Origin of the sequence: Butyrivibrio sp. DSM 10294, assembly GCF_028539135.1 — a bacterium.
Lineage (GTDB): Bacteria > Bacillota > Clostridia > Lachnospirales > Lachnospiraceae > Butyrivibrio.
This window is the reverse complement of the sequence record NZ_JANSWL010000088.1, coordinates 178,509-190,923: the sequence shown is the minus strand read 5'-3', so window position 1 is coordinate 190,923 and position 12,415 is coordinate 178,509. Positions and strand designations below refer to the sequence as shown.

Below are 12,415 nucleotides of genomic sequence, written 5' to 3'. Positions count from 1 at the left end.
TGGATAATATGTGATAAGCACAATACAAGTCATAATACTATTATGTTAAAAGGGTAAGATGAATTCTTACCCTTTTATTTTTGGGGAATAACTTGGAGGTATAGTAATTATGAAAAAGAAAATACTCATGGGGGTAATGATAATGGCAACATTAATGACAGGTTGTTCAAGCTCTTCGCCTGCTGCGCCAGTTGATAACGAAGGAGCATCCACCGCAACACAGGAAGTAGTAGATACAAGTTCCGAGGCTGTTTCAGAAGCTGTAGCAGAGGCGAGTGAAGAAACAGTTCCAGACGGGATCCAAGAGGCAATCAACCAGGAGACCTCATATACGGAAGAAGCCACAGAGGCCGCATCAACAGATGCATCTGTTGATAGCACTACAGAAGAAAGAGAAGCCACTGCTGAAATCGGAGAAATGGTTCATCCCAAATACACTGCCCTTCGTACAGATGAAGGCGGCGTTATCGAACGAATCACCTATCCTGCACACGATTATGCCGGAGATGGACACGAGATCACCAAAGAAGCCAATGTTTACCTTCCTTACGGTTACAGCGAAGACAAAAAATACAACGTTCTCTATCTCATGCATGGTATAGGAGGCAATGAGGATGAATGGGGAATGAACAAGAACACCTCAAGGGTCAAAGCTATCATGGATAATCTTGCTTACTACGGCGATATCGAAGGCTTCATTATAGTTACTCCCAACGGAAGAGCCTGCGATCTTGAGAGCGCTGAAGGTAACGGCGTTGATGCCTTCTACCTGTTTGGCCAGGAGCTTCGTAACGATCTGATTCCCTATATTGAATCACATTACAGCACTTACGCGGATTATGATGAGAATGGCTATGACATGACTGCCAGCAGGGAACATCGCGCAATGGCCGGCTTATCAATGGGTGGTATGCAGACCATCAATATCGGTATCGGAGAATGTGTAGATCTCTTTGCATATTTTGGTGCTTTCTCCGCTGCTCCCACAAGTAATCCCGCTTCCAAGACCGCCGGAATTCTCAAGGATAATCAGTATCCGATCAAATACTTCTACAATATCTGCGGACTTCAGGACAGAATTGCTTACCAGGCAGCTTCAGCTGCGGCAAAGACTCTCCCCGCTGTCTGTGATCAATTTGTTGATGGCGAGAATTATATGTGGCAGGAATTGGCAGGTCAGCATGATTTCCGGATCTGGTACCTTGGATTCTACAATTTCGCTCAGCTTGCATTTAAATAAGCAAAGAACAGCTTGCAGCCATAATTTAGACTGCAAGCTGTTTTTTTGGATTATTTTTCCATAAGTATTTTTTCTATTTCGTCCCAGTCCAGATTCTTAAGAAGCTTTTCAAGCTTTTCAAAGAATTCATTATCTTCATCCGGAAGCTTATAGAGCTTAATATCCTCAAGAATCATCTCAACCGCATCATAATCCATTTTTGGAGCAAAATCTTTTAAGGCTTCATAGGCTCCTCCCAGTTCTTCCCGGGATATCAGCGGCTTCTTCTCGACTTTTTTCTTCTCAGGAACTGTCTTAAGCTTTTCTTTGTATTCCCTGTACATCTCAAGAAGCTCAGCTATATGATCGTCAAAGAACTGAATATCATCTCCTCTGCCTGCCTTCTCCAGCTGTTCCGCAAGATAAGACAAATGAGTTGCGCCGATAATCCTCGCTGTACTCTTTAGCGCATGAACCTTTATGGTACAGAACTCATAATCGCCATTTTTATAAGAATTTTCAATCTCCGCAGCTTTATCATCTATTCCAAGTTCGAAGGAATGGAGGAATTTAAGGTAAGCATCCAGGTTGCCGCAATATTTTATGCCATCATTAAGCTTGATTCCATCAATGTTTCGAAGGGCCTCAACAACTTCCTTGTTTTCCTCATCATCCTGCTGATCAAAAGCCTCATCTCCGGGATGTTCATAGTCATCAAAATTCTTGAGTAGTCCCACCGGCAGATATTTGAGGATAGTTTCCTCAAGAGTTTTTCCTTCTACAGGTTTGGATAAATAGTCATCGAAACCAGCTTCTTTGTAGAAAGAAGCTCCTCCGTTCATTACGTTGGCTGTAAGGGCTATTACAGGAATCTGGATATTTTTTTCCCGTATCTTCTTAAGTGTCTCGATTCCGTCCATTCCGGGCATCATATGATCCAGAATAATCAAGTTATAGGCACTGTTCTCCAGCTTGCAGAGGCATTCTTTACCGCTCTGGACCAGGGTGAGCTTAAGTCCCGTCTTTTTAAGAAGTCCTTCAATAACTTTCAGGTTCATATCGTTGTCATCTACAACCAGAACTCTTCCTTCAGGCGCAAAGAACGCAGGATAATACTCTTCCCTTTCCTTGTTGACACAGTCCTTTATTGTTCCTATTGGAGTATTGTCAACTATCGCCTGTTCAAGAACGAAGTAAAATCTTGATCCTTCTCCGATCTCACTTTCAACTAAGAGCTCACCACCAAGCAGGTGACAGAACTGATGTGAAATGTGAAGACCAAGGCCTGTGCCCTGAATGGATGAATTTCGGTCTTCATCAAGCCTCTCAAAGGCTTCAAATATCTTATCAAGCTTATCTTTTTCTATTCCGACTCCGGTATCTTCTACGGAATAATATACCTTACATTTGCTCTCTCCCCTGTCGACAAGAGATACAGTCAGTTTGATCTTGCCGGAGTTGGTGTATTTTATGGCATTTGATAGCAGATTGATCAGCACATGCTTTATCTTACTGCCATCACCTTTGAGCTCTGAAGGAATCTGTGGATCAATGTCCGTTTCAAATAACAGATCCTTTTCCTTGGTTCTTACACCAAACATCTTGATTATTGATAAGAGGAAGTCACGGGTATCGTAGTTCTCCTCCAGCAGTGTCATCTTACCTGATTCTATCTTGGACACATCAAGTACATCATTTATAAGGCCAAGCAGATGCAAGGATGCATTTTTGATATCATGGGCATATCCGATAACAGACTCGGAATATTTGACAGGAACACCTTCTGTATCTTCTCTGAGAATCATTTCATCCATTCCGAGGATCGTATTAATAGGCGTTCTGATCTCATGGGACATGTTTGCAAGGAATCTGGATTTGGCAGTATTAGCTCTGTCAGCTTCTTCCTTGGCTGCCACAACCATTTCATAATGCTTGTCGATGATTCTGTGATATCCTGAAGCCATCCACAGACCATAAGCTATAGCCAGTATCAAAAAGCTCGAAGAGATCAAACTGATCCTTAATAAGAATTCTCTGGAATACTCAAGAATTCCAAGCATACTGATATCTACTCCGGCATAAGCTACACAGTTGCCATGGTAGTCATAAACAGGCTCATAGGCCGTAAGAACATAGCTGTCCTTGTTCTCAATAACACTAACACTTTCACCTCTGACCAGCTGATCCATTTTATCCTTCAGAACATCATCCACAGGCAAATACTCACCTGTCTTGCCGGCAGACATGAAAGAAGGATCCGTATCAAATACAATATAGCACCCATCTTCCTCAATACGATAAACAAAAACATATACGGCATTTGGGGTATTATCCATTATCGCCTGCATTGTATCAAAGGCGTCTTTGTAATCTCGAGGTGCACTGTTAAGATCAAAGTTGCCGTTTATATAGCGATCTACCTCTTCGGCCGGAACCGCCCTGGCTACAAGTTTAGCAGCACCAATGGCTACATTTTTAATATTCTCCCTTGATCTGATGGTATATAAGGACACACTTATCCATGATATTGCGACTGTAAGAACAAGAGCTATAAGGGCAAGAAGCCATAAGAGCCTTGATCTTACTTTTTTCCTGCTGGACATATCCCAAATGTCAGTTTCCAGATCAAGTCCCATATGATTACGCCAGATCTCGTTAGACAGATTCTTGGGAATAAGTTTGAAAATCAGAACCGCGATCATAAGAGAAAAGAATTTGTCGATAAAGCTGAAGATATTACCGGCAATCAGAAATGGTACAAGCCCTTCCATTCCCATAATCTTAGAGAAATAGTCTGTCATAGATTCAACAGTTGTATGAACAGGATAACCTGTAAGTGCCCATTCAATAAACACCCCAACTGTTCCCGTGGTAACCGACAATACGAGATAATAATGTAGTTTACCTACTTTTGCCTTATCCCTTCGTCTGTAATAGAACATAGAGGTGATAATAGCAACAAGAACATTGACTATTGCAAAATATAGTGAATAATCATCGAAAGCACCGGTTACCAGATTGGAGATCAGCGCCGTAAGAATACTATAGAACAATCCGCATTCGCGAGCAACGACAATGGTACCTATGGTATTAAAATAAAGCGGAAGATTGTAGCTGTAGTTAAGCTCCATGCCGGCGACATTAATAAACACACCGATCAGAGCTATCAAAAGACATTCAACCGTAATCTTATTTAATTTGAATTTCTTCTCTCCCCTATCCCCCATAAAAGCTTCCTTGTCATCACGTTATTAAGTATATCTTTTTTTAGTATAACACAAATGGCGGGAACTGTGTTAATGTTCCCGCCACACTGCTTGCAGTTAATCATGACTGATTCTGTTTCTCTACAATCTTTTCTCCGCAATATATCTCACGAAGCTTGGGCTTATCGATCTTACCTGTTGCATTCCTTATTACATTTGCAAAAATGATCTTCTTGGGTCTCTTGTATCTTGGAAGGTCAACGCAGAAGTGCTCAACTTCCTCTTCTGTAAGCGTCATGCCCTCTTTAACCTGTATAATGGCTGCTGCTATTTCTCCAAGACGCGCATCCTGAAGTCCTATAACAGCGGCATCGTGAATCTTGTCATTCTTGGCAAGGAAGCTCTCAATCTGAACAGGATACAGATTCTCACCACCTGAAATGATAACATCCTTTTTACGGTCAACAAGGAAAATGAAGCCTTCCTCATCCTGTCTTGCCATATCACCGGTAAAGAGCCATCCATCCTTAAGGATCTCTGCTGTTGCCTCAGGGTTCTTGTAATATTCAACCATGACGCCCGGTCCCTTGACACAGAGCTCTCCGATCTCACCCTGCTTAACGATATTACCATCTTCATCAACGATCTTGGTCTTCCAACCATATCCCGGAACGCCGATAGCACCGACTTTGCGTACATTCTCCATTCCGAGGTGAACACAACCGGGGCCTGTGGATTCTGACAAACCGTAGTTGGTGTCATATTTGTGATGAGGGAAGTACTCAAGCCATCTTCTTATAAGGCTCGGCGGAATAGGCTGAGCTCCGATGTGCATAAGGCGCCACTGGCTTAAATGATAATCCTCAAGATTAAGCTTGCCACTATCCAAAGCAGCAAGTATGTCCTGTGCCCACGGAACCAGGAGCCATACTATAGTGCACTCTTCCTCAGAAACGGCTCTGAATATGGACTCGGGTGAATTGCCCTTAAGAAGGACTGCTCTGCTACCTGTGTACAGTGAACCGAACCAGTGCATCTTGGCTCCGGTGTGATACAGCGGCGGTATGCAGAGGAAATTGTCCTCATGTGTTGTCTCATGGTGCATAGCCTCCATCTTGGCTGACTGCATAAGAGCTGTATGAATGTGTAAAATAGCCTTAGGGAAGCCTGTTGTTCCTGATGAGAAATAAATAGCGGCTTCATCCTTGTCCTCAATAAGAACTCTTGGAGCTACAGATGAGCTGTTGGAAACCTGTCTGTAATAGTCATCTGCGTAAGAAGGACACTGATCTCCAACAAAGAAAATAAGAGTGTCCTTCTTGATCTTCTCAGCTATATCCTCGATTCGACCAATGAACTCAGGTCCGTAGAATAAAACGTCGGAATCGGAAGCCTTAAGACAATAATCAATTTCCTCAGCCGTAAATCTGAAGTTAAGCGGAACTGCAATGGCTCCGGACTTAAGAATTCCGAAATAGATAGGAAGCCATTCAAGGCAATTCATAAGAAGGATCGCACATTTCTGTCCCTTCTTGATTCCTCTTTCAATAAGCATATTGGCTACTCGATTGGCCTTCTCATCGAAAACCGACCAGGTAATCTGTCTTCTGTAATAAGCTGTGGAAGTTGGCTGTATCAGCTCATATTCCTTCCAGGTAACCCTCTGCTCTTCACGGATCTCAGGATTGATCTCCACAAGAGCAACTTCATCCCCATACAATTTGCTATTACGCTCAAGTAAGTCTGTAATTGGCATTTGTTGTTAACCTCCTTTAGCACACAAAAGTGCTAAAGTAAAGTATACTAGCTTTTGTAAAAAAGGTCAAACGGTCAATTGCAAAAGCACTTGATTTTATGCACTTTTTACATTATTCTAAATAGTAGCCGCTTTATCGCTTTAAATCATCATAAAGCTGATCCCTACGGCTATATATATTGGTAGGAGGTTATTGATGGAAAACAATTCAAACAAGCAGCTCATGCTTGGAAACAAGGCTGTTGCCCGCGGTCTCTACGAAGCCGGTGTATGCTTTATTTCCAGTTATCCCGGAACCCCAAGTACAGAAGTTACCGAAGAAGCTGCCAAATATGATGAAATCTACTGTGAATGGGCACCTAATGAAAAGGTTGCCATGGAATCTGCTTTTGGTGCATCTCTTGCTGGCAGAAGAGCTTTTTGCGCACAGAAACACGTTGGACTCAACGTTGCCGCAGATCCTCTTTACACAATGTCTTATACAGGAGTTAACGCAGGACTTGTAATCGTTGTCGCTGATGATGCCGGCATGCATTCTTCACAGAATGAGCAGGATTCCCGTCACCACGCAATCGCTGCCAAGGTTCCTATGCTTGAGCCTTCAGATTCCGCAGAAGCTCTTGAATTTGCCAAGCTCGCCTATGAAATATCCGAGCAGTTTGACACTCCCGTACTTCTTAAAATGTGCACCAGAGTAGCACATTCCCAGTCTCTCGTATCTTGCGGAGATCGCACCGTTCCCGACAAGCCCTACGAGAAGAATATTGCCAAATATGTTATGATGCCCGGCAATGCCAAGAAGCGTCATCCTATCGTTGAGCAGAGAACTCTTGATCTTATAGCTTACGCAGAGACCTCTCCCGTCAACCGTGTAGAAATGGGAGACACTAAGCTCGGCATCATCACTTCTTCTACTTCATATCAGTATGTTAAGGAAGTATTCGGAGACACTGTTTCCGTACTTAAGCTTGGTATGGTCAATCCTCTTCCCGAGAAGCTTATTAAGGATTTTGCATCCAAGGTTGATGATCTTGTAGTTGTTGAAGAGCTTGATCCAATTATCGAGAATCACGTTAAGGCTCTTGGCCTTAAGGTATCCGGCAAGGACAAACTGCCCCTTGTTGATGAATTCTCTCAGGCTCTTCTTGCCAAGGCTTTTGACAAAGAAGTGCCTGACAGCTTTGCTATTGATGAGCAGATTCCCGGACGCCCTCCAGTAATGTGCGCAGGCTGCCCTCACAGAGGACTGTTCTATACTCTCAAGAAAAATAACTGCACTGTACTTGGAGATATCGGATGTTATACACTTGGCGCCGTTCCTCCCCTTGGTGCAATTGAAATGACTCTCTGCATGGGTGCATCCATCGGAGCACTTCACGGTTTCAACAAAGTACGCGGAGCTGAGAGTGAGAAAAAGACCGTTGCTGTCATCGGGGATTCAACCTTCATGCACTCAGGTATGACAGGTCTTGCCAACATAGCCTATAACCAATCCAATTCAACTGTAGTTATAGTTGATAATTCAATCACCGGCATGACAGGTCATCAGCAGAATCCTACCACCGGCTACAATATCAAGGGTGACCCTGCCGGCAAGATCGATCTGGAGGCTCTTTGCAAAGCTATGGGCTTTGAAAGAGTTCGAGTTGTTGATCCTTATAATCTCAAGCAGTGTGATGAAGTTCTTAAGGAAGAACTTGCAGTTGAGGCACCTTCAGTTATCATCTCAAGACGCCCCTGCGCACTTCTTAAATACGTCAAGCACAATCCGCCTCTCAAGGTCAATACAGATAAATGTGTTGGCTGCAAGAGCTGTATGAGAATCGGTTGTCCCGCTATTTCCATGAAAAATGGCAAAGCAACCATCGACACAACTCTTTGCGTTGGCTGCAACGTCTGCTCACAGATGTGCGGCGTAGGTGCTTTTGAAGCACCCGGAAAGGAGGCCTGAAGATGGAAACTAAGAATATTATGATTGTAGGTGTCGGCGGACAGGGTTCACTTCTTGCAAGTAAGCTTCTCGGACACCTTCTCATGTCCCAGGGCTATGACGTAAAAGTCTCAGAGGTCCACGGAATGTCCCAGAGAGGTGGCAGCGTTGTTACCTATGTAAGATACGGCGATAAGGTGTACTCTCCTGTTATAGACAAGGGCGAAGCCGATTACATTGTTTCCTTCGAGATTCTCGAAGCTGCAAGATGGCTTCCATTCCTTAAAAAGGATGGACAGATTGTTACAAATACTCAGCAGATTGATCCTATGCCTGTCATTACCGGCGCCGCTGAGTATCCCGAAGACCTTGTATCCAAATTAAAAGCAACAGGCGCAAAGGTTGATGCTCTTGACTGCCTCTCACTGGCAGAAGAAGCCGGATCAGCCAAGGCTGTTAATATCGTCCTTCTCGGAAGACTCTCTCACTACTTCGATCTTCCCGAGGAAGAATGGATGAAGTCACTTGAAGCCAATGTTCCTACCAAATTCCTTGAGATGAACAAGAAGGCTTTTGAACTCGGCAAACAGGCTAAAGGCTGATTATAAGGTCAACGCCAGGAGGATTAGCGGTAATGGAAAAGTATTTTCAAAAAGAAATAGAATGTGCCCCACTTGAAGAAATAAGGAAAATCCAGAATGAGAAGCTCATCAAGCAGGTTAATCATGTATGGAACGACGTTCCTTATTATCGCAAAAAAATGGAAGAAAAAGGCGTCACACCCGATGACATCAAGTCAATTGATGACCTTCATAAGCTTCCGTTTTTGTCAAAAAAAGATTTGCGAGATGCTTATCCCTATGGACTTATGGGTGTACCCAAAAAGGATTGCGTAAGAATCCATTCTACTTCCGGTACAACCGGAAAGCGAGTTATAGCGTTTTATAACCAGCATGATATCGACCTCTGGGATGAATGCTGTGCCCGTGCCATCGTGGCAGCAGGTGGCTCAGAAGATGATGTATGCCAGATTGCCTACGGTTTTGGACTCTTTACAGGTGGTGCAGGCCTTAACGGTGGTTCCCACAAGGTAGGCTGTCTTACAGTTCCGATCAGCTCAGGTAATACCGACAGACAGATCATGTTCATCAATGATCTGCAGGCTACAATCCTTTGCTGTACTCCCAGCTATGCCGCTTATCTTTCCGAAAGATACAAAGAGGAAGGCTACGGTCCCGATGATATACCACTTAAGGCCGGCATATTCGGTGCAGAAGCCTGGAGTGAAGAAATGCGTTCTGAAATAGAGTCCACGCTTGGAATCAAGGCCTATGACATCTACGGCCTTACAGAACTCTCCGGCCCCGGCGTTGCTTTCGAATGCTCAGCGCAGCAGGGAATGCATATTAACGAGGATCACTTTATAGCAGAGATCATCGATCCCGAAACCGAGGAAGTACTTCCTGAAGGCTCAACCGGTGAGCTTGTCTTCACAGCTATTGACAAAGAAGCATTTCCTATGATTCGCTATCGTACAAGAGATATCTGCAGACTTAGCAGAGAAAAATGTTCCTGCGGCCGTACTCATATCAGAATGGCCAAGCCCATGGGCAGATCAGATGATATGCTTATTGTCAGAGGTGTTAATGTATTCCCGAGCCAGATTGAAACGGTACTTCTTAACAACGGTTATCCTGCCAACTACCAGATTGTTGTTGACAGAGAGAACAACACCGATTCCCTGGATGTTCAGGTTGAGATGACTCCTGAGATGTTCACCGACAACCTTGGTGAAGTTGAGGAGCGCCAGAAGAAACTTGTTGAGGACATGAAGTCCATGCTCGGAATCAAGGTCAAGATCTCTCTTATGGCTCCCAAATCCATCGCAAGAAGCGAAGGCAAGGCTGTCAGAGTTATTGATAAGAGAAAGATCTGACGTGTATAATATTATTGACAGTTAATCCAACATATAATCGGAGGTAGCTATGAGCATAAAACAGATCTCTGTATTTCTTGAAAACAAACCAGGAACACTTAAGAAGCTTACCAGCGTTATGGCCCAGAACAATATCGACATGCGTGCCACCTCTCTTGCTGAAACCAAGGATTTCGGAATTGCCCGTATCATTGTAGATGATGCTCTTGATGTGGTTAATGTCTTAAAGGACAATGATTTTGTTGCAAGCCTCACTCCTGTCCTTGCGGTAGAAATTCCCGATGAAGCCGGTGGACTGGACAAGCTCCTTGATGTATTTGCCCAGGCAGAAGTTAATATCGAGTATATGTATGCTTTCCCCAGCAGAGGAGCTGCAGGCAATGCTTACATGATCTTCCGTGTTGCTGATACCAAGGCCGCTGAAGCCAAGCTTACCGGCAAAGGCCTTAAGATTCTTACACAGGAAGACATCGCAAATATCTAATATAAAACAAAACACCGCATTCTGATGAATTCACATCAAAATGCGGTGTATTTATTTAGAATCCCATAGCAGCCAATTCTCCGGCCACATTAAGATAAAAATCTGTTATATCAGCTACTCCTTCACCCTGCTTGCGGGTAAATCTCATACGCCTCATATCTACTTCATCACAATGGGAAATACCTCGACGGGAGTTACTCTTAACCTCGCCTTTATAGTTCCCCCATTTTACAGAATCCGGAGTAAGAAGTCCATCATTTGGTCCCTCGAGTAGCCATACCACAAGGCTTGGGAACCATAAAAACATATCTCCAAAAGGTGATTTCATGACAAATGCATAACTTTGATAATAGGTATTCGGATCATCAGGATTGGCTTCGTTGAATTTTTCCGCTTCTTTTGTGGTAAACAGCTTAAAGACACTATAAGAATCAGGCTTATTATCGCCTAATATTTTGAATACAATGTCAGTGCATTTTCCTGCAAACTTTACAAGAAAAGCCGGTAGTCTTAGAAGTTTATCAACTGTGGCAGAACCGTGATGTGGTGAATTAATAGTTGTTACAGATGCGATTTTGTCGCCCAGATTATATTGAGATATCGCGCACCTGATATCGAGACCTCCCTTGGAATGAGCAATTACATTGAGCTTCTCTGCTCCGGTCTCTTCTAATATCTTTTGGACCCTATAAGAAAGGTATTCTGCATTGGTTTCAACTGATGCATTGCTATCCTGGTTGCCATAAAACACTTTACAACCGGCTTTTTCAAGCATTCCCGGAATTCTTCCCCAATAATTAAGATATTTGCGATCTCTGAATCCCATACCATGGACCATAAGAATCGGATACTTCAGATTAATCTCATCCATACTCATACCTCCGATAAAACTCGTCTTATAGTCCATAGTATAACTTTTCGAAGCTGATCTTACATTCATCACATAAGTGAATTAGCATAGGAAAATCAGTATTTTTCTACAAAATATAGAGTAATCGTCCTGTTATAGGTTCAACAATGCGGCTGCATTTTCTCCGAGAATCTTATTCCTATCCGCTTCGGAAAGAGGCAGTTTCTTGATAAATTCTGAACTCTCCTTTTGTGAGGTCCACGGACTGTCAGAACCAAAAAGGACTTTGTCAGTGCCAATAGCTTCTACAATCCTCATTACGCGCTCTGTACCAAGCATAGACAGATTCTTACCATCCCAGTGGCCATCGTTAAGAGGCTTTATCTTCTCTGTAGAAAACGAAGTATCGATATAAATTCCCGAGCCTCCAAAGTACTCCGGTACTTCTTCCCAGTTCTCCCAGCCGCCCATATGAGCCAGCACAAACTTAAATGGACCTATCTCATCCCATACATGTCTGCACATCTTTGGTGAGCAATGAACTACTCCCGGAAATCCTACATCAAGCCCTGCATGAGTTAAAACGATCAGTTCATTCTCAGCAGCACATTCAATTATCCTAAGATACCTTATATCATCAATATCCATTTTATGATATACAGGATGAATCTTAATCCCCTTTATTCCCATTTCCTTAAGTCTTCTAAACTCCTGCTTGTAATCCGCAAAATCAGGATGAATTCCGCCGAAGGAAATAAGAGACCTCTCTTCTTCGTTAACTCTTGCAGCTCTGTCGTTTATTTTGACAACCTGAGAACCACTGGTAGCAACGGGCATGATAACAGAAATATCGACTCCGGCTTCTTCCATTGACTTCTTTAATCCGGCATTGGTGCCATCGGTATTTGCCAGTATATGTGCCTCTTTGCTAAGGCTCTCTATTGCCTTCGCAGCTATTTTCTCAGGAAAAGTATGTGTGTGAATATCAATTATCATAACATCCTCTTGCATAAAAAAATGGTGGCTGCATCTGA

9 protein-coding genes are annotated in these 12,415 nt (G+C 43.3%); 5 read left to right on the top strand and 4 right to left on the bottom strand.

Going from position 1 to position 12,415, the window contains the following annotated elements; all coding sequences use genetic code 11:
* The first annotated feature begins 109 nt into the window (after nt 1-109).
* The gene (locus NXH67_RS16925) at nt 110-1,240 is read left to right on the top strand and encodes an alpha/beta hydrolase (RefSeq protein ID WP_272798146.1); all 1,131 of its coding nucleotides are present in this window, start codon (nt 110-112) and stop codon (nt 1,238-1,240) included.
* A 50-nt stretch (nt 1,241-1,290) separates the two neighbouring features.
* Here NXH67_RS16925 and NXH67_RS16920 read toward each other — a convergent pair whose 3' ends face one another.
* On the bottom strand, nt 1,291-4,446 hold the full coding sequence (locus tag NXH67_RS16920) for a response regulator (protein ID WP_272798145.1): 3,156 nt from the start codon (nt 4,444-4,446) through the stop codon (nt 1,291-1,293).
* Nucleotides 4,447-4,546: 100 nt separating this feature from the next.
* Nucleotides 4,547-6,181 carry a class I adenylate-forming enzyme family protein gene (locus NXH67_RS16915; protein ID WP_272798144.1) on the bottom strand — a complete coding sequence of 545 codons (1,635 nt, stop codon included), beginning with the start codon at nt 6,179-6,181 and terminating at the stop codon, nt 4,547-4,549.
* Nucleotides 6,182-6,377: 196 nt separating this feature from the next.
* Here NXH67_RS16915 and iorA point away from each other — a divergent pair, with 196 nt between their 5' ends.
* Genes iorA through NXH67_RS16895 form a run of 4 tightly spaced genes read left to right on the top strand, consistent with a single transcriptional unit; the run spans nt 6,378 to nt 10,531 of the window.
* Nucleotides 6,378-8,132 (top strand): indolepyruvate ferredoxin oxidoreductase subunit alpha, encoded by a 1,755-nt coding sequence (iorA, locus tag NXH67_RS16910; RefSeq protein WP_272798143.1) that lies wholly within the window; start codon nt 6,378-6,380, stop codon nt 8,130-8,132.
* A 2-nt stretch (nt 8,133-8,134) separates the two neighbouring features.
* Nucleotides 8,135-8,713 (top strand): indolepyruvate oxidoreductase subunit beta, encoded by a 579-nt coding sequence (locus NXH67_RS16905; RefSeq protein WP_272798142.1) that lies wholly within the window; start codon nt 8,135-8,137, stop codon nt 8,711-8,713.
* Between the two features lie 32 nt (nt 8,714-8,745).
* A complete protein-coding gene (locus NXH67_RS16900; RefSeq protein WP_022777161.1) occupies nt 8,746-10,047 on the top strand; it encodes a phenylacetate--CoA ligase family protein in 1,302 nt (433 codons plus the stop codon).
* 49 nt (nt 10,048-10,096) lie between these two features.
* Nucleotides 10,097-10,531: an ACT domain-containing protein gene (locus tag NXH67_RS16895; protein WP_022777162.1), complete on the top strand. Its 435-nt coding sequence runs from the start codon at nt 10,097-10,099 to the stop codon at nt 10,529-10,531.
* 55 nt (nt 10,532-10,586) lie between these two features.
* On the opposite strand, the gene NXH67_RS16890 is transcribed toward NXH67_RS16895, so the two are convergent.
* Nucleotides 10,587-11,402: an esterase/lipase family protein gene (locus NXH67_RS16890; RefSeq protein WP_272798141.1), complete on the bottom strand. Its 816-nt coding sequence runs from the start codon at nt 11,400-11,402 to the stop codon at nt 10,587-10,589.
* A 132-nt stretch (nt 11,403-11,534) separates the two neighbouring features.
* The gene (locus tag NXH67_RS16885; RefSeq protein WP_272798140.1) at nt 11,535-12,377 is read right to left on the bottom strand and encodes an amidohydrolase family protein; all 843 of its coding nucleotides are present in this window, start codon (nt 12,375-12,377) and stop codon (nt 11,535-11,537) included.
* Nucleotides 12,378-12,415 lie beyond the last annotated feature (38 nt).